This window comes from Paenisporosarcina sp. HGH0030 (assembly GCF_000411295.1).
In the GTDB taxonomy this organism is placed as follows: Bacteria; Bacillota; Bacilli; order Bacillales_A; family Planococcaceae; genus Paenisporosarcina.
Genome location: NZ_KE150421.1, coordinates 500,371 through 518,486 on the forward strand (window position 1 = coordinate 500,371; position 18,116 = coordinate 518,486).

At 37.9% G+C, this 18,116-nt stretch carries 17 protein-coding genes, 1 pseudogene and 1 other annotated feature; of the genes and pseudogenes, 14 read left to right on the top strand and 4 right to left on the bottom strand.

Features of this window, described 5'->3' with window-relative positions; translation table 11 throughout:
- Positions 1-440 precede the first annotated feature (440 nt).
- Complete coding sequence (locus HMPREF1210_RS02535) at positions 441-707, top strand: CPCC family cysteine-rich protein (RefSeq protein WP_016427033.1); 267 nt, start codon at positions 441-443, stop codon at positions 705-707.
- 1,205 nt (positions 708-1,912) lie between these two features.
- Here HMPREF1210_RS02535 and HMPREF1210_RS02545 read toward each other — a convergent pair.
- The 3 genes from HMPREF1210_RS02545 to proC all read right to left on the bottom strand — a co-directional run bounded on the left by HMPREF1210_RS02545 (position 1,913) and on the right by proC (position 4,772).
- On the bottom strand, positions 1,913-2,548 hold the full coding sequence (locus tag HMPREF1210_RS02545; RefSeq protein ID WP_016427035.1) for a cupin domain-containing protein: 636 nt from the start codon (positions 2,546-2,548) through the stop codon (positions 1,913-1,915).
- A 338-nt stretch (positions 2,549-2,886) separates the two neighbouring features.
- On the bottom strand, positions 2,887-3,909 hold the full coding sequence (gene namA, locus HMPREF1210_RS02550) for an NADPH dehydrogenase NamA (protein WP_016427036.1): 1,023 nt from the start codon (positions 3,907-3,909) through the stop codon (positions 2,887-2,889).
- 50 nt (positions 3,910-3,959) lie between these two features.
- Positions 3,960-4,772: a pyrroline-5-carboxylate reductase gene (gene proC, locus HMPREF1210_RS02555; RefSeq protein WP_016427037.1), complete on the bottom strand. Its 813-nt coding sequence runs from the start codon at positions 4,770-4,772 to the stop codon at positions 3,960-3,962.
- A gap of 45 nt (positions 4,773-4,817) precedes the next feature.
- Positions 4,818-5,028, bottom strand: a binding site (T-box leader).
- A gap of 234 nt (positions 5,029-5,262) precedes the next feature.
- Here proC and HMPREF1210_RS02560 point away from each other — a divergent pair.
- The 13 genes from HMPREF1210_RS02560 to HMPREF1210_RS02620 all read left to right on the top strand — a co-directional run bounded on the left by HMPREF1210_RS02560 (position 5,263) and on the right by HMPREF1210_RS02620 (position 16,999).
- Positions 5,263-6,207, top strand: a complete 945-nt coding sequence (locus HMPREF1210_RS02560) for an MBL fold metallo-hydrolase (protein WP_016427038.1) — start codon at positions 5,263-5,265, stop codon at positions 6,205-6,207.
- The gene (locus HMPREF1210_RS02565; protein ID WP_036659324.1) at positions 6,194-6,946 is read left to right on the top strand and encodes an SDR family oxidoreductase; all 753 of its coding nucleotides are present in this window, start codon (positions 6,194-6,196) and stop codon (positions 6,944-6,946) included. Before HMPREF1210_RS02560 ends, HMPREF1210_RS02565 begins: the two co-directional genes overlap by 14 nt.
- Positions 6,947-7,506: 560 nt before the next feature.
- Positions 7,507-8,715, top strand: a complete 1,209-nt coding sequence (locus HMPREF1210_RS02570) for an argininosuccinate synthase (RefSeq protein ID WP_016427040.1) — start codon at positions 7,507-7,509, stop codon at positions 8,713-8,715.
- On the top strand, positions 8,712-10,082 hold the full coding sequence (gene argH / locus HMPREF1210_RS02575; protein ID WP_016427041.1) for an argininosuccinate lyase: 1,371 nt from the start codon (positions 8,712-8,714) through the stop codon (positions 10,080-10,082). Before HMPREF1210_RS02570 ends, argH begins: the two co-directional genes overlap by 4 nt.
- Positions 10,083-10,244: 162 nt before the next feature.
- The gene (locus HMPREF1210_RS02580) at positions 10,245-10,472 is read left to right on the top strand and encodes a hypothetical protein (protein ID WP_016427042.1); all 228 of its coding nucleotides are present in this window, start codon (positions 10,245-10,247) and stop codon (positions 10,470-10,472) included.
- A 120-nt stretch (positions 10,473-10,592) separates the two neighbouring features.
- Entirely contained in the window at positions 10,593-11,153 is a 561-nt protein-coding gene (gene lepB, locus HMPREF1210_RS02585; RefSeq protein WP_016427043.1) for a signal peptidase I, read from the top strand.
- Positions 11,154-11,179: 26 nt separating this feature from the next.
- Positions 11,180-11,692 carry a hypothetical protein gene (locus tag HMPREF1210_RS02590; protein ID WP_016427044.1) on the top strand — a complete coding sequence of 171 codons (513 nt, stop codon included), beginning with the start codon at positions 11,180-11,182 and terminating at the stop codon, positions 11,690-11,692.
- An 83-nt stretch (positions 11,693-11,775) separates the two neighbouring features.
- Positions 11,776-12,297, top strand: a complete 522-nt coding sequence (locus HMPREF1210_RS02595) for a GrpB family protein (protein WP_016427045.1) — start codon at positions 11,776-11,778, stop codon at positions 12,295-12,297.
- Between the two features lie 169 nt (positions 12,298-12,466).
- Positions 12,467-13,333 (top strand): ABC transporter permease subunit, encoded by an 867-nt coding sequence (locus tag HMPREF1210_RS02600; protein WP_016427046.1) that lies wholly within the window; start codon positions 12,467-12,469, stop codon positions 13,331-13,333.
- 4 nt (positions 13,334-13,337) lie between these two features.
- Complete coding sequence (locus tag HMPREF1210_RS02605; protein WP_016427047.1) at positions 13,338-14,399, top strand: ABC transporter permease; 1,062 nt, start codon at positions 13,338-13,340, stop codon at positions 14,397-14,399.
- A gap of 279 nt (positions 14,400-14,678) precedes the next feature.
- On the top strand, positions 14,679-15,809 hold the full coding sequence (locus HMPREF1210_RS02610) for a DUF4362 domain-containing protein (RefSeq protein ID WP_016427049.1): 1,131 nt from the start codon (positions 14,679-14,681) through the stop codon (positions 15,807-15,809).
- Between the two features lie 68 nt (positions 15,810-15,877).
- Entirely contained in the window at positions 15,878-16,402 is a 525-nt protein-coding gene (locus HMPREF1210_RS02615) for a GNAT family N-acetyltransferase (protein WP_016427050.1), read from the top strand.
- 318 nt (positions 16,403-16,720) lie between these two features.
- Entirely contained in the window at positions 16,721-16,999 is a 279-nt protein-coding gene (locus HMPREF1210_RS02620; protein ID WP_016427052.1) for a hypothetical protein, read from the top strand.
- 315 nt (positions 17,000-17,314) lie between these two features.
- Here the strand turns inward: HMPREF1210_RS02620 and HMPREF1210_RS18570 are convergent.
- Positions 17,315-17,677 (bottom strand): annotated as a pseudogene (locus HMPREF1210_RS18570) (transposase); the annotation flags it as partial.
- Between the last annotated feature and the right edge of the window lie 439 nt (positions 17,678-18,116).

The window sequence follows — 18,116 nt, forward strand, 5'->3', positions numbered from 1 at the left end:
GGTTAGGATAGTTGAAGGGGTGAAGAGGTTGGATAGACAAAGAACATTTTTCTATGGGTTTATAGTTGGTTTTATATTAATGATTTTTCCTATACCCTCCTTTTTCTTTTGGAGAGACGTCATGGAACATGTTGAATTGATTTTTCGATATTTTGGATTTTTAATGTTAGTAGTATGTGGAATTCCATTAATTATTGATGTTATTCGAAACTTTACTATTAAATAAATCCCTGTGGAGTTCTTATTGAACTAACGGGGCAGTTTAGTTGAATAAGAAGGTTTTTTCTCGAATGTGTTGAATAAGTTAATATATGTAAATTATTGAGCAAAAGGGGTGCTTTACTTCAAGTCTGGGGAGTAGCACTTTTTTTCTTGAACTAACGGGGCAGGTTAGTTGAACAGGCAGTATGATAAAATTTATAAAGTGTCGGAGTGATTATATGAAATATACATGCCAATGTTGTGGATATAAAACTCTTAGAGAAGGAACACGGGATAGTTATGATATTTGTAAAGTTTGTTTTTGGGAAGATGATCTTGTACAAAATGAGGATCCGGATTTTGAAGGTGGGGCAAATGAAGTCTCTTTGAGACAAGCACAAAGGAATTTCAAGTTGTTTGGAGTAAGCGAAATGATATATAAAAACAATGTTGTAAAACCTGTTGTTGGGGGTTACGCCAAAGACAAAAATTTCAATCCACTATAGCGTTTTGAAATTACTTGTTCAACTAACGGGTGCTTTAGTAAAAATCTTTGGGCTGCTTTGGTAGCCCTTTTTTTCTTTTTCAACTAACGGGGCAGGTTAGTTCAATAAGTGGTGTATTTAAAGATGAAAAGGTGAGGACATGAAATGTTTAAACTGTGAAGGTTTCAATGAGAAAATACCAATAACTTCGCCTTACCAATACTTTAATCTATTAAATCAACTTAAAGCGATAATAAGCCAGGGCACACTTGTACTTATCGAAGGTAATTGTGATATAAATGATTTGAAATCTGGTGGTACTTGGCCAAACGATAATATTTACCATACTTTTCAGTGTGAAAAGTGCACTAGAAAATATCAACTTTCAATTGAAACATACCATGGGTCAAATGGCGAATGGGATATATACAAAAATTAGTATGTATTATGTATTGAACTAACGGGTGCTTTTAGTTGAAGATTCGATTTCCGAAATAATCAATCTTTTTTATAAAAGTGAATAGCAATGAACAGGTGAAACCTCTTATTTTGATCAAACTTTGTTCAAAATAAGAGGTTTGTTTTTCACCAAAAAATTGAGGATTCTCGCTAAATTTCTATCAATCTTTATTCAAAGGTTACAGTGGCGGACGCGTTTCGCGGGCACGGCTTCAGTCTCCTCGTCACTAGAAAAACCGGTGCTCCTACATCGCTTCGTCGCAAACGAATAGTGCAAACTTACATTTGCACTATTCGTTTCCTGCGGGTTCTTCAGCTCGTGCTGTTCCCGCTGAAAAGATTGGGTCCAATGGGAATTTGTTCCTAATCTTTGCGACGAGTAACCGCAGGAGCAGTTGTTTTCCGCCGCAACCACTCCAATCAAAAGAAATTGCTTCTGTAAGCGTGTCTCTGCAAAATATTTAAGTTGGAAGGTGGTTGGCTATTTCTGAAGACTCCTGCGGAAAAACGAAACAAGCTAGATCCCACAGGCTCAGCTGTCATAGACAGCTGAGCCGAGGAGGCTAGCGTTTCGTCCGCGGAAATTTCGATAGAGTGCAAAAATAAGAACTCAATTTTTATACTTTTATATTAATTATTATTCTTTTGTTTGAGGGATTTTTGCAGATAATAGAATCCCCATGCACGTCTTCAATATATTGATAAGTTTCTATAGGTTGACCAATTAAGTATAGAATCTTCTTTTGCCATGGAATTAAATGACTCCTTTAATGATTGGGGTAGGGATTGTTGTTGGGATTATATTCTTGCGTTGTATGGCTATCGTATTGATTAATGTTACATGAATAAAGCGCATTGCTTTCTTCAGTCTTTATGCAGCTCGTAGGTGGTCCGATATAAGTAGGGGGATCAAGCGGGGCGATGGCTTTTTTCCATTCCCTTTTATCCAAGCAATAGGTATGCGCCATAATACTTGCAGGTGTCAGCTTCAAAATATCGGAACCAAGAATTACTTGAGGCGTTGGGGCATCAAAGATTGCAAGTAGATGTGTGGAATCCTCTGTGGCAAATTCATAATGCCACCAGCCTTGGGGGATGTTGACAACTTCCCCTGGAGTAATTGAATAATTTTGAAATTGCCTAGTAAATGGATTTAGTAATGAAACAGCCACTGCTCCAGAAATGCAATAAACAAGCTCTTCAGCATTAGGGTGATAATGTGGCTCGACGACATTGGTGGCACTAAGGTAAATATCAAGTAAAGATAAATTCTTCAAAGTATTTAATTGCTGTTTTCCTAAAATATTTATTAAGTTTTGGTTATCTTTTTTAAAGAAAGGACTTTTATTAACATCAAAAGCAAACTGCGTATTTTTTGAGGTGTAATCAATTGGTGAACTCATAAGTCGACCTACCTTTAAACTATTGTAATATGCAGATTAAGCACATTCTTCGCATGATATGTTTTAAATTGAATTGTTGTGTAGTACGAACGAAAATTTCACAAAAAAAGAAGAAGTATTATTAACAATAAAACTAAGGCCGGGTAGAGTACCAATTCTTTTTGATTTACCTTTTGGTTGTCTAGAGATGAGAATTTTACAGAATAAACGTAATAATAAAAAATAAGGGTTATCAATTCATATAGGAATTGATAACCCTTTTGCATTGCTTCTTATTTAAATTTTTGTATTTCGAAAATGAATCCGTTAGCAAAAGGTCCTTTTGCTATTCCATAATCTTATAGCCAGCCACGTTCGTATTGGATCGGTGATTTGATTTCCGTACGCAGTTCTTTTGCTGCACGATATGGCCAGTATGGATCGCGTAATAATTCACGTGCCAAAAAGATTAAATCAGCACGATTATTCTTCAGGATTTCCTCAGCTTGAAGTGGAGAAGTAATCATCCCGACTGCACCTGTAGCAATCGGAGTCCCATGTTTAATCGTTTCAGCAAACGTAACTTGGTAGCCAGGGAATGAATCGATGGATGCAGGAACGTTTGCTCCCGAACTTACGTCAACCAAATCAACATCTTGCTCTTTCATCCACTTGGTCATCGTTACATACGCTTCTGGTGTCATGCCGCCTTCCGTATAATCATGTGCGGAAATGCGGACAAACAATGGACCTTCCCAAATGCTACGAACTGCGTCAATCACTTCGCGAAGCAAGCGGTAGCGGTTTTCGTCACTGCCCCCATATTCATCCGAACGTTTATTTGTTAATGGAGATAAAAATTCATTGATTAAGTACCCATGTGCACCGTGCAGTTCAATGACATCGAATCCAACTTCTTTGGCACGAATTGCCCCAGCCTTAAAAGCATTGACTGTATTAGCAATATCATCTTTTGACATCTCAACTGGTGTTTTATATTGGTCATTAAATGCAAGAGGGGAAGGGGCGAAAATGTCACCATCCACCGTTGATTTACGACCGGCATGTGCGAGCTGGATACCCGTTTTCGCGCCATGTAATTTCATGGATTGAACAAGTTCAGTCAAACCTGCTGTGTGCTCATCACTCCATATGCCTAAATCCTTTACAGAAATTCGGCCTTCGGGTAAGACTGCCGTTGCTTCTAAAATAATCAATCCTACTTGGCCAACTGCACGTGTTGGGTAATGGACGTGATGCCAATCTTCAACATGCCCATTTTGATTATGACTTGAATACTGGCACATCGGTGCCATCACGATTCTATTTTTGAATGTTACATTTTTGATTGAATATTCTTCGAATAATTTAGCTTTTGCCATAAAATGCTATTCCTCCTTTTATGTATATGAGGTAGTATAGCAAATTTATCCTAAATATAGCGCTTCCCAAGCTCACGGGAACGTGTTTCGGCTTCGTTCAAACAACTTCCAAGCATGTCGATAAATCCTTTTTCCTGTAAAGCTTGGATTCCGGCTTCTGTTGTCCCTCCTGGACTTGTCACATGTGCTCTAAGTGTAGCTGGTGAATCGGTTGACTGTTTTAACATTTCTGCTGAACCAGCCAAAGTTTGGACAAGTAAGTTACGTGCAACATGTGGGGCAAGCCCACTTGCGACCGCCGCTTTTTCAAAGGCTTCCACAAAATAATAGACATAAGCAGGACCGCTGCCTGATAAAGCCGTAATGACATGCAGCTGATCTTCTTCCACTTCAATGACGGAGCCAATAGTACTCAGCAGTTGCATAATTTCCTCTTTATCAGTTTGATTCATTTGTTCATTCCAGGCCACAGCACTTGCAGACATCCCGATGGTTGCGGAAGTGTTCGGCATACAACGGGCAAGTGGACGTTCGCCCAGACCTTGCTCGATTGTCGCCATTGGAACTCCTGCTAGAATCGATAACACAACAGCAGTCTTCGAAAGGTAAGGGGCAACTGCCTGCATGCCCGCCTGGACGTCTTTCGGTTTCATTGCCAAGATAATCAAATCGGCCGTTTTCAAAATTTCCTTGTCATCACAAACGAGTTGTACTCCGTATGTTTCATGAAGGGAAGTCAACTTCTTGCGATCGGATTTGTTCATAACAAATACGTTCTGCGGGGCAACAGTTGCCTCTTTCATCCAGCCATGAATCATCGCTTGGGCCATCGAACCTGCTCCAACAAATACAATCGTTTTCATTGTTACTCCTCCTTTTTTGTATAAAAAAATGCGCTCCCGTCCTAATGAAAGGACGAAAACGCATGTTTCCGCGGTACCACCTTGTTTTGCCCCACATGGAACACAACTTGTTCCTTCTTATCGCGAAGGCACGGCCATGTTTGCATGGCGGCTCAAAAGTAGGTTCATCCTGTGAGCGGGAAGTGTGTCTTTCAGCCGGTGAACACACTCTCTACATTCCTTCAACATGATTACTGTTCTTTATCAAAGCCTGAACGTTCTAAATTATTGAAATTATAGGCTTGCTTACGAAGAGTTGTCAACTGTTGAATAAAAATTCGAAAGATAATTATTTCATTGTATGCAGAGATGGGTGCAACTTTTCCATTTTTGTTCAACTTTCGTGAATTCGTTGTTACTCCTCATTTTTTTCACTAATCTTAAAAGTGACGCGAACTTGGAAAACTTGTACAATAGAGTGAATAGTGATTCATTTTAAGGAGAATGCCATATGATCCACAAACTAATATTGCCTACACCTTTTGCTGTAGGGGACGTTAATGCTTATCTTTTAAAAGGAGATACGCTTTCATTAATTGATGCAGGTCCAAAAACACCCGAAGCTTATACAGCACTGGAACGAGGGATAAAAGAAGCGGGCTATTCGTTCAATGACGTCGAGCAAGTTTTCTTGACGCACCATCACCCTGACCATGCAGGCTGGATTGACGCTTTTCCAAATGCAAAAGTATATGGGCATGTCTATAATGACCTTTGGTTGACTCGAGATCCAGCTTTTTTTGCCTACCATGATGAGTTTTATTTGGAACGTTTAATTGAAGAAGGTGTTCCAGAGAAATATCATGCGTGGGTCGAGAAAATGAAACGTCCAGTTGCTTTCATGGGAAATCGTCCACTTGATGTGACAGTGGAGGAAGGCGATGCACTTCCTGGACATCCAGGTTGGACGGTCGTTGAAACGCTTGGTCATGCACAGAGTCATGTTTCTTTTTGGCATGCTGATAGCAAAGTGATGATTGGTGGGGACCATATCTTAGAAAAAATCTCATCAAATCCTTTAATTGAGCCTCCACTTGATCCAAGTGCTAGACGTCCACAAGCCATGATTCAATACAACGAATCATTGAGAAAAGTCCTGACCATGCCAGTAGAGAAAATTTATAGTGGTCATGGCAATGAAGTATTCAATGTCCATGCATTGATTGCGCATCGCTTAGAAAAACAACATGACCGTGCGATGAAAGTACACGCGATGCTTGCTGAAGAACAACTGACCATTTTCGAAATCACACAAAAATTATTTCCATTTGTCTATGAGAAAGAACTGGGTCTGACACTTTCTGAAACCATAGGACAAGTAGACTATTTGCTTGCTGAAGAACTTGCCATCGAGTCACGCGACCAAAATGGGGTATTCACTTATGGGCAAGCCTAAAACTGTTTTGATTACAGGAGCGACAAGTGGCGTTGGGCTACAGGTTGCAAAAGATTTATGCCAACAAGGATACACTGTATATGCCACAGGTCGTTCTAAATCTGCTCTCGAAGATCTTAGATCTCACGGAATTCATGCAATTGAAGCTGACTTGCTGACAGATCAAGGTCTAGAAACTGTATTGAGTCAATGTCCGGATCCTGAGGTTGTCGTCTTTTCCGCAGGTGTGGGAACGTTTGCTTTGGCACATTATACTTCTGACCAACAAATTGATGACATGATGCGTATTAATGTAACAGCTCCCATGAAATTGACAAGCAGGATTTTACCTTTAATGATGACAAGGAAATCAGGACATCTTATTTATGTTGCGTCACAGGCTGGAAAAATCGCCACACCAAAAGCGTCTGTGTATGCAGCAACGAAGCACGCGCTTCTCGGTTACGCAAATGCTACACGAATGGAGGTCCAGCCACATGGGATTTACGTGACGACCATCAATCCGGGACCTATCGATACACCATTTCTGGATTTAGCGGATTCAACGGGTACATATAAAAGTTCACTTAAAAAGTTCTTGTTATCAGTCGGGGAAGTTTCAAGTGCGATTGTCAGAGTAATTGAACGTCCTGTACGTGAAGTGGATTTGCCTTGGTATATGGGCATTTCGAGTAAAGCATACAATATGGCTCCCGGGCTAATTGAACGCGTAGGACGAAATTTTTTCATGAAGAAATAAGAATGTAATCAAGAGCAACCAATGCGGTTGCTTTTTCAACTTGTTGACAAAAGAATATTAATCAATATAAAAGTATAAAAATTCGCATTCTTATCTCTTGCACTCAATCGAAAAAAATTATGGTCGGCTATTTCTTTCGCTTTCCGCGGACGAAACGCTAGCCTCCTCGGCTTAGCTTTCTATGACAGCTGAGCCTGTGGGGTCTAGCTTATTTAGTTTTTCCGCAGGAGTCTTCAGAAATAGCCGACCATTTTACTAATGAAATAATATGAAGGGATACGCAAACAGAAGCGAAATCCGTTGATTGGAGTGGAGGCGTCTGAAAACACCTGCTCCTGCGGTTACTCGTCGCAAAGATTAGATTAGTATACAGTTATATTCACTCTTTTTATTTTTTGTCTACAGTCTGAAGAGCAACCATTACGGTTACTCTTTTTTTTGAATAGTTAAACTTTATTAAATGTATGAGTATTCACTTGTATACATTTTTATAACATGTTATTATCTGTGTATATTAATTCATTAAATGTGAATAAACATACATTCAGGAGGAATGACAAATGAACAAAAAAGTAGTTCTCGCATACTCAGGTGGTCTAGATACATCCGTCGCAATTCCGTGGTTAAAAGAACAAGGTTACGATGTAATCGCTGTTTGTCTAGATGTAGGTGAAGGAAAAGATTTAGAATTCATTAAAAAGAAAGCACTGCAAGTCGGTGCTGTTGAAAGTTACATGATTGATGCAAAAGAAGAATTTGCGAACGAATATGCATTACTTTCACTTCAAGCACACACATGGTATGAAGGGAAATATCCATTGGTTTCGGCTTTATCCCGTCCGTTGATTTCAAAAAAATTGGTTGAAATCGCACACCAAACCGGAGCAGATGCCGTAGCTCATGGCTGTACAGGAAAAGGCAATGATCAGGTACGTTTCGAAGTATCAATCAAAGCATTGGATCCTTCCTTGGAAGTAATCGCACCTGTTCGTGCGTGGGGCTGGTCTCGTGAAGAAGAGATAGACTATGCGAAGAAAAATAACATTCCAATTCCAATAAACTTAGATAGTCCATTTTCAATAGATCAAAACTTATGGGGTCGTGCAAACGAATGCGGTATTTTAGAAGATCCTTGGGCTAAACCACCAGAAGCTGCATATGATTTAACCGTTGCACTAGAAGATACACCAGATACAGCCGATTTGATTGAGATTACGTTTGAACAAGGTGTACCTGTTGCGTTGGACGGAGTTTCCTATCCATTGGCTGAGCTCATTTCCGAGCTGAATGTAATCGCTGGGAAACATGGAATCGGACGTATTGACCATGTCGAAAACCGTTTAGTCGGTATCAAGTCACGTGAAGTATATGAAGTGCCTGGTGCTCACACACTATTATTAGCGCATAAAGAACTTGAAGACATTACTCTCGTTAAAGAGCTGGCTCATTTCAAACCTGTTATCGAGAAAAAATTAACTGAACTGATTTATGAAGGATTGTGGTTCTCTCCATTAAAAGTGGCACTAGAATCTTTCCTTAAAGAAACGCAAGTGTATGTCAACGGTGTGGTGCGTGTGAAACTATTTAAAGGTCATGCAATTGTTGAAGGACGTAAATCGCCAAATTCACTGTATGACGAAAAACTAGCTACTTATACTACGGATGATGAATTCAACCATGAATCTGCTGTGGGCTTCATCGAGCTATGGGGACTTCCGACAAAGGTTCATGCCATGGTTAACAAAGGAAAAGAGAAGGTGTCGGAATGACCAAACTATGGGGCGGCCGTTTTCAAAAGTCTGCTGAACAATGGGTTGATGAATTTGGCGCATCCATCGGCTTTGATCAACAACTCGTCATGGAAGATTTGACGGGCAGCATGGCACATGTAAAAATGCTTGGCGACTGCGGAATTTTACCTGCTGAAGATGTTAGCAAGATTGTCGACGGTCTGGAGCAATTGAAAGTAAAAGCAACGAATGATGAGTTGGTATTTGAAGTTGCAAACGAAGACATTCATTTAAATCTTGAAAAAATGTTGATTGATTTGATCGGGCCAGTTGGGGGCAAAATGCATACTGGACGTAGTCGAAATGACCAAGTCGCAACAGATATGCATCTCTTTTTAAAAACTCGTGTACAAGAAATTATTGAGAGCATCAAAGCATTTCAACAAGCCATACTAATGCAAGCAGAGCAACATGTTGAAACCATTGCACCTGGCTATACGCATTTGCAACGTGCGCAACCCATTTCGTTTGCTCATCATTTGATGGCATACTTCTGGATGCTTGAGCGTGATCAGGAACGTTTGTCTGAATCACTTAAACGTATTGATATTTCACCATTAGGTGCCGGCGCACTTGCAGGTACGACTTTCCCGATTGACCGTGAAAAAGCAGCCAATACCCTTGGGTTTGAGCAAGTGTACCAAAATAGCATGGATGCCGTGAGTGACCGTGATTTCATCGTGGAATTTTTAAGTAATGCCTCACTTGTGATGATGCACTTATCACGTTTCGCTGAAGAAATCATCCTTTGGTCGAGCCAGGAATTTCAATTTATTGAACTCGACGATGCATTCGCCACAGGCTCCAGCATCATGCCACAAAAGAAAAATCCGGATATGGCCGAGTTAATCCGCGGAAAGACGGGTCGTGTGTACGGGAACTTGTTTAGCCTGTTGACTACGCTTAAAGGATTGCCACTCACGTATAACAAAGATATGCAAGAAGACAAAGAAGGCATGTTCGATACGGTTCAGACTTTGAATGGATCTCTTCAAATTTTTGAAGGCATGGTAAGAACCATGACTGTCCACACAAAGCGATTAAATGAAGCGGTGCATCAAGACTTTTCAAATGCTACGGAACTTGCCGATTACTTGGCGACAAAAGGTATGCCGTTCCGAGAAGCACATGAAGTCACAGGGAAGCTCGTTTTCCTATGTATCCAACGCGGCATTTACTTGTTGGACCTTACGATAGAAGACTTGCAGGTAGCCAGTAGTTTAATTCAACCCGATATCTACGATGTACTGTCACCCGAAGCGGCAGTTAAGCGAAGAAATTCGCTTGGGGGAACTGGTTTTGACCAAGTCCGTATGCAAATTGAAAAAGCAAAATCATTAGTATGAAAACATCCCGCTTGTAAGCAGTAGCTGACAGGTGGGATGTTTTTTTAGTTTTATATTGTTCGTAGTTTTGAAAAGGTGGAAAGAAGGACATAAGTGGATGATTATAGAAATTAATCCTTAACAATTTTATTTTGAATAATCATTCAAGAAAGGTGAGAAGTAATGACGAAAAATAATAGTAGTTTAATAAGTGACATCCCAACTTCAATAGGCGCACCAGCACGACGTGCACTGGTTGGAGCTGGATATCTCCAGCTTGAGCAATTAACTAAAGTTAGTGAGGCTGAGGTTTTGAAATTACATGGAATGGGTCCGAAAGCGCTTGATATTACCCGACGCGCATTAATTGAAAAAGGATTAACTTTCGCAAATGGTTCTGAGATTAAATGACTCAATATTGATTTGAAACTTTTACTTTTTACTTTTCGTCTTCGTAGTAAGTGAAATAAAAAAATCATGTAATGGAATAGAAACGAACAATTATTGTTTTAGATGCCAGGAGGCCAAAGGATGGAACAAGTTAAAAAAGAAAAAAATGAGGTCTGGGAGTGGGCAAAAGCATTGCTCATTGCCTTTATTGCAGCTTGGCTAATTCGTTATTTCTTATTCACCCCGATTGTTGTCGACGGGGAATCAATGATGCCGACTCTTGAAAATGGAGAGCGGATGATTGTTAATAAAATCGGCTACGAAGTTGAAGGTCCAAATCGGTATGATATCGTAGTTTTCCACGCAACTGAAAAACAAGATTATATTAAAAGAGTGATTGGATTGCCAGGAGATCATGTCGCTTATAAAAATGATCAATTATTTATCAATGGTGAACCTCAAGAAGAACCCTATTTGGAATCAAATAAAAACGAAGTGAGCAGCGGTACTTTAACAGAGGATTTCACCCTTGAAGAACTGACAGGAGAGAAAGTGATTCCAGATGGTTACTTGTTTGTGATGGGAGACAATCGGAGTAACAGTACAGACAGCCGAATAATTGGTTTAGTCCCGATGAAGGAAGTCATAGGCAGCACAAGCGTTGCTTTTTGGCCACTAAATGAAATCGGTCGGGTTCAATAACTATATATGATAGGGAGAAATTTATAGTGAAAAGGTGGCAAATGAATCAATGGTTTCTCCTGATTCTATCGATATTTTTGGTGGGGTGTGCTCCAGATGTTCCCGAGATCAAGGATGGAAATTCACATGTGACAGAAGAAATGGATGAAGTTATTTCGGATTATATCGTAGAAAAATACAAGGGCATATACTATCCATCAGAGAAACAATTTGAAGTCCACAGAATCTATGGGACCAGTGAAGAAAATGGAGTAATAAACGTATACATGTGGTCATATTTCAGTGGATTCAATAAGGCAAATGGAGTCGAAAGTCAATCGGGGCACTCGTTACCTGCGTTGATACAATTGAAGAAAGCTGATTCTGGTTATGAAGTTATTAAATACATTGAACCAAAGAACGGTAATCAGTACGCTTCTTCCATAAAGAAAATGTTTCCGGAAAAATACGCAAAAATAGCAGTGCATGATGCCGAAACCATCGAGAGTTTAGAAAAAGAGATGAGTGAAAAAGTGGAAGACTGGTTAAATGAAAAATAAAGTAACTTGGTCTTTAAAAATGTAAGGCTTCTTGTTAGATGCTAGTAAACTTTTTATCGCTTAATCGAAAGGATTGAGTTCCAATGAGAAAAACTAACATACAAACCTGGACTGAAGGTTGGCAAGAAGCATACAACCGAGAAGAGGAAATCCTCTTAAAAATATTTAAAGTTGAATGGGTCGATGTTTTCCACATTGGAAGTACGTCTATTCCTTCAATCGGATATGCAAAACCGATTATAGACATTTTGCTCGTAGTGAAAAACATCGAAAAAGTGGAAGACTTCAATGACAATATGATGCTGATTGGTTATAAGCCGAGAGGTGAGAATGGCATCATGTATAGACGATACTTTACAAAAGGTAACAGTAATAGAACTCACCACTTACATATTTATCAGTTTGGACATGAAAATATCAAAAGACATCTGGATTTTAAAGCATACTTGACTACGCACCCATTGGATGCCCAGAAATATGGAGAGCTTAAAGTGAAATTAGCAGCACAGTTTCCTGATAACACATATGAGTACCAGGAGGGAAAAGAAGCATTCATCAAACAATTGATAAAAAAAGTTGAAAAGTGGACTTCGCAACAATTCTGATCTGATTCTTGGGCTACATACGTAGCTCTTTTTCTTTTGTTCAAATTCTTGTTGTTGAATAATAAATAATCAGAAAAGACAATTAATGTCTATTGCAATTAATGACAGTATGGTAATGTTAACTTTAAGTGTAATTTTTTGGATTATAAACTTAAGGTGGAGAATTGAAATGATTTCAAGTTTAGGAGTCTTAACACGTTTTCTTTATGTTGTACTCGGTATCGTTTTGTTGAGTGCTTTTGTAGGATTATTTACAAATGGTATCCAACTTGATTTCACTTTGTTTCTAGACAATGTGTGGCATATCGTCACGTCTCTTATTGCTCCTCAAAAATTAATCATTTTAGGACCGACCAACCATGAGTATTCGATTTTCTTGAATTTTTGGGATTACTACTTTTACTCATTAACCATTTTTATTTCGGCATTATGTATAGCTATTATCTTCGGTTTATTAATTACGTACTTCACAGTCCTGCTTCCCCAAAAAATAAACGATATGGTATCTAGAACCATATCGTTGTTGGAATCCTTACCCGACTTATTCATCATAATGCTCATTCAATTTTCTGTTATTTTATATTTCAAGCAAAGTGGTCATTTGTTATTTCCTGTAGCAGGCTCATCCCAGAACCAAACTTATTTCTTACCGATTGTTACGTTGGCCTTGATTCCTGCATTCATGATTTTCAGAATCAACCTTCATTTAGTAAGCGAAGAATGGAATAAATCATACGTAGAATTGGCAAGAAGTAAAGGTTTTAATAAAACGGAAATCTTCTTTTACCATGTGCTGAGAAATATCACACCAAGCATTTTTAGTCATAGTAAAACGATTGTTCTATATTTATTGTCCTCAATGGTAATTTTCGAGAAACTATTCAACATCTATGGAATCTTTACTTTTATAATGAGCTATCCAAATCCGAATGTGATCGCATTCACATTGATCATGTTTTTTGTTCCGATTTTCCTTATCTATGCAGTCATTACTAGCCTTATAGAAAAATATACTGGCCAAAGATTGGAATGGTGATTACGTGTTTATCATAAAAAGACTTCTTTTAAACAAGTTGTTTCTTTCTGGCTTCCTCACCATCAGTTGCCTGTTATTAGTCAGCACGCTATATTTTTTCTTCTTTAATGATCGAATTCCTACAGCTTCATTACTTTATGATAGCCAGGGGAAACCATTACCTGCACCTTACAGTTATAAAAACTTTCCACCCTTAGGAACTGACAATTTTGGACGTGATTTATTTATCGTCATGCTTGTAGGCGCAAAATATACAATTGCAGCGGCATTGATTATTACATTTCTCCGCGTTTTCCCATCCATTTGGATTGGGCTTATTATTCATTTCTTCCTTCAGAAAATTGAAAAACCCCTTAAATCAATAGCGGATGCATTTAATTACTTCCCAATGACTTTATTGGCCTTTCTACTATTGAACGGAATCTTAATTTCAGAAGTGGAGATGATTCTTGTAGATGGTGCCTTAATCAAAGGGCCGGAGCCATTGCCATATTTGAGCAGGATACTATTCTATTTCGTTATTTTTGCCCTTCTATTTATTCCAACAAATTCGATCTTGATTGCAAATGAAGTAAAGTCCATTTATAAGAAGGAATTTATCGAAAGTTCAAGGACGCTTGGTGCCAGTAATTGGCGAATTGTCACCAAACATATCAAACCTTTTTTAGTTCCTCAACTGGCGATTATTTTCTTAAGGGATTTCATTCACACGCTGATTTTGATGTCCCATTTAGCTGTTCTTGGGTTATTCATAGGAGGATATATGAGACGTGGAGATTTATTTGGCTTTACAAAACAAATCTCCAATTCAAACGAATGGGCTGGTTTGCTTGGAATGTGGTGGGAATTTTTATGGACATCCTATCCGTGGATTGCTTTCATTCCAATTCTGTTCATTTCGCTTCTAATCCTTTCTGCAAAAGGGATGATGGAAGGCTTGACGAGAGTATTAGCAGCTGTCGATAGCATGAGGGAGCCTGTTCAAAAACGAATTGAAATTGAAACCATTAAAGGTGATCGTCCATTTGAGAGGATTCATTTATCCAACGTTAAATTAATCAAATGAAGTGGTCTGAATATGAATTTATTCATAGTATCAAGGGAGACTTAGAATTTCTTTTTGAGGAGGGAACAGTTAGCACACCACAAAATATCTTGGTGAACGGGGCAATGGCGACTGTAAATTACAAAAAGGGCAAGGGTACCATTACTATGAAATATATTTAATAACAATGATACATACGCTTATTAACTAATAGGACTTTACTTCAAAAGAGGAATGTCTTTCTTTTATCTTTTGGCAGAGGTATTCATTACAAATTCGTAAAATGGATGTGAGAAGCCGATGAAGAATTTTACGTATATCAATATCCTTCTAATGTTAATTATCCTTCTAGTTGGTTGCAACACGGTCGGTAATGACAGTATCAAAGGAGGAACGCAAAAAGCTGATAGATATAAACTCGAGGTAAAGGGCGTAGATAATGTTGATGTTCTGGATACCCATGGAGGAGTTGAGGGCTGGGAACAAATGCAGGGTTTCTATGACAACATACAGAACGGGATTGCTTCAGATTTACGTATTGTCCACTACACGATTGAAGGAGCCCCAATAGTAACTGATTTAACATATAACGGAGAATCTCTTGAAGTGAAGAACGATTATAGCAGAGACACTTATGGAAGTGGCGAAATCATTACCAACAAATGTGGCAATATGGTTAAGGAAGCTAACGATACCAATCTTTCATATATCGCGATCGACTGTAATGGTATTCCTTATGGGATGGATACCATTTTACAAATAAGCTACGACAGCAGTGAGCAGGATCTTTTTGAGTTTGAGCTGATGTATGGAGAGGAGCTCGAAAATGAAATCAATACTTTAACAAAACAGGCGAAAAAAGAAATCACTGTAAATGAAACAGAAGTAATGGCCGATTTTGATTTACCACCACATATAAAGCAAGAGGTGTTTAATAGATTAGTGTTTGCAAATTACTTAGCTGAAAAAGATCTGAAGGCGATGTGTGATATTGAGGATATAATGAACTATCAATTAAAGGTGCACATTAACAGTGGTCAACGAGTATTTCGCTGGGCTGCATGCGACCAAAGCGTGGATGGTGTGAAATTAACAGAGGTTGCAGAATACATTATCGAGCAATCTGATAAGAAGCAAAGTGTTGAACCAGAAATCAAAGTTCAAGGTTATGTCCTAGAAATGACGAAGGATACAATGTTAATAGTTGAAGAAATTAATATGCTTGATTTTGAATGGATCAAAGTTGAACTGCCTCAATCAGATATGAATTCGTTTGTGTTTGACTTTACCAATTTAGAAGGCGTCAATACCACGGAGTTCAGTATTGGCGATAAAGTTCAAGCAACCTTAAAAGGAACTGTAAGAGGATCCAAACCAGGATCTGCAAATGTGAAAGAAATTAAGAAGATAGAGATAAATGCAAACGACTAATTTAGTGTCGGATTATTCTCCCTTTAAATGTAAAGGGGATTCTAGGATTAAACAAAAGGAGTGAGAGAATGTTTCCTATATTAGAAACTGAACGGTTAGTTTTGAGAGAACTCATTGAATCTGATGCATTAGATATATTAAATTGTTTCTCTAATTCAGATGTATTGCGTTATTACGGACAAAATCCATTAACAAGTGTAGATCAGGTAAAACAAATTGTCAGGAATTTTTCGAAGAATTACGATGAAAAAAGTGGTATTAAATGGGGAATTGAAATGAAAGGTACGGATGGAATTATCGGAACAATTGGGTTACAAGATTGGTCAAAAGGACATAAGCGAGCAGATATAAGCTATGCACTTTTTCCTGAACATTGGGGCAAAGGATATGCGACTGAAGCTGTTAGTAAAGTGATTTCCTATGGTTTTAAAGAACTTGGTTTAATGCGGATTGGAGCAGTTGTTTTCGTTGAAAATAAAGCATCTAATGAGCTATTAACAAAATTAGGCTTTGTAAAAGAAGGAACTTTGAGAAATTATATGTATCAAAATGATGTTCCGTTTGATACTGATATTTATTCTTTGTTAAAGTGAAAACCATTGGGAATAACAAATTGTTATAGAACAAACGAGTGCTTATGAGATTAAGAGCTATGATACAAATTCGCATTCACAAATTTTTTCGTTTGAAAAAATGAAATGGATTAATTCCTTTAAGCAGGTGGAGCAGAATGAAAACGTTATTAGAACTGCTACGTATCGTTATTATCTTTACATTTTTTGGTACTTTGGGTGGGGGTAATCAGGGCATGTCTATTTGTTGAAACAATATTTAAATGAATCTCAGAAAGTTGAATGTGTTGAGCTCTCTTTTTTGTAGATTGTGACTAATTATAAGAGGGGTAATGAATAATGAAACTTCTACTATCAATAGTGTTATTTGCACTTTTAGGTTATTTTCTATTTATTATGGGTCCGATCATTGGTGGGTGCATTGCTTTTGGAATTGTTGTTGGTTCCTTGGTTAAAGGGGTCTCCTTACTTAACGAAATTCACAAAAGACTTGGTATCCTTGCACCCACTCCTGATACAGACTCTAAAAATGTTATAGGAGATGATGGCTCATCAAATCATCTCAAAGATAAAGATGCTTATTTAAAATATCTAAAAGAAAAAAACAACCTTTCTTAAAGTAAAGAAAAGGCAAATTAGTTGAATAACAAATAAAGGGAAAATTGAGAATGTGGGCATCATTCAACTAAGTGCAGATGTTCTTGAACTAACTGATAGGTAAAAAGAGAATATACGACTTTATACACAAAATATGAGGTAACTTTTTGGGAGAGAAAATTTATAACTGTGATTATTAACGATCTAATTGATTCAAAATCAGAAGAACATGAAAGTTACGTTATCCAAGCTATTAATTTAGGGATATCAATTTAAAACTTAAGGGGCATAAAAAACTTAAACGTTTAATTCCTTATACAACTAACGAATGCGTTACTCTAACTCCTGTTTATAGAACAACTCACAGTGAAGATAGGCATCAACGGCATCTGTCTTCACTTTTCCTAAACTTAATCCTCTTGCTTTGTATGAAATCAACGGATGATAATAATTAATAAATATCCTCGTTCTTCCAAGTAATGACAACAGGAGTTTGATAATACCCTGTAACTTCTAAAACTAGTGATGGCCTCTTACCAGTCACTCTTTTCACATCCTCAAGAAACGCTTTTCAAGATAACTAAGCCCCTCAACAGTATGAGGCACTTTAAACTCTTACGATATGGTTTGCCTTTATCAAAAAAATGCTTGAACTTGACTTTCCCCTTTTGAAACATCCAGACCAACGACTGGATTCATTCTAAATCCTCCACATAAACTAGTAATTTGCCAGTAACACAGGCAGTCATTTATGCCGTTCGAAATCAACTTGTTCCGTTTACTTATTTAAAAATCACTTATAAAAAAATGTCCTGTCCCTTATTATGTCACTCTTGGTATAGTACTTTTGTTTTAAGCAGGTATAGAACCAAGAACAGCACAAGATACATCCTATGTTTAATTTTCAGAAAAGTGGAAATGTGGGATGATGAGGGTTAATTGGGTGATGTTTCTGAATATTGAATAAACCCCCAGTTGATACTAGATTAGTTGAAAAATTTTAATAACTTGATGTTGAAAGACAGATCAGTGTATTAAATGTGAAGTTAAGTCATCAGCACGAAACCTTTACATTTTTACAAATATATTAATCTACTATTTAGTTAGGCAGGGGAGAGGTTTAATGAGGAAAAGGAGA

Coding starts and splice junctions, on each gene's coding strand:
- HMPREF1210_RS02620 (WP_016427052.1), top strand. CDS start 16,721: ATGAAACTTCTACTATCAATAGTGTTATTTGCACTTTTAGGTTATTTT.
- HMPREF1210_RS02545 (WP_016427035.1), bottom strand. CDS start 2,548: ATGAGTTCACCAATTGATTACACCTCAAAAAATACGCAGTTTGCTTTT.
- HMPREF1210_RS02570 (WP_016427040.1), top strand. CDS start 7,507: ATGAACAAAAAAGTAGTTCTCGCATACTCAGGTGGTCTAGATACATCC.
- HMPREF1210_RS02565 (WP_036659324.1), top strand. CDS start 6,194: ATGGGCAAGCCTAAAACTGTTTTGATTACAGGAGCGACAAGTGGCGTT.
- HMPREF1210_RS02535 (WP_016427033.1), top strand. CDS start 441: ATGAAATATACATGCCAATGTTGTGGATATAAAACTCTTAGAGAAGGA.
- proC (WP_016427037.1), bottom strand. CDS start 4,772: ATGAAAACGATTGTATTTGTTGGAGCAGGTTCGATGGCCCAAGCGATG.
- HMPREF1210_RS02580 (WP_016427042.1), top strand. CDS start 10,245: ATGACGAAAAATAATAGTAGTTTAATAAGTGACATCCCAACTTCAATA.
- namA (WP_016427036.1), bottom strand. CDS start 3,909: ATGGCAAAAGCTAAATTATTCGAAGAATATTCAATCAAAAATGTAACA.
- HMPREF1210_RS02560 (WP_016427038.1), top strand. CDS start 5,263: ATGATCCACAAACTAATATTGCCTACACCTTTTGCTGTAGGGGACGTT.
- HMPREF1210_RS02615 (WP_016427050.1), top strand. CDS start 15,878: ATGTTTCCTATATTAGAAACTGAACGGTTAGTTTTGAGAGAACTCATT.
- HMPREF1210_RS02595 (WP_016427045.1), top strand. CDS start 11,776: ATGAGAAAAACTAACATACAAACCTGGACTGAAGGTTGGCAAGAAGCA.
- HMPREF1210_RS02600 (WP_016427046.1), top strand. CDS start 12,467: ATGATTTCAAGTTTAGGAGTCTTAACACGTTTTCTTTATGTTGTACTC.
- HMPREF1210_RS02610 (WP_016427049.1), top strand. CDS start 14,679: ATGAAGAATTTTACGTATATCAATATCCTTCTAATGTTAATTATCCTT.
- lepB (WP_016427043.1), top strand. CDS start 10,593: ATGGAACAAGTTAAAAAAGAAAAAAATGAGGTCTGGGAGTGGGCAAAA.
- argH (WP_016427041.1), top strand. CDS start 8,712: ATGACCAAACTATGGGGCGGCCGTTTTCAAAAGTCTGCTGAACAATGG.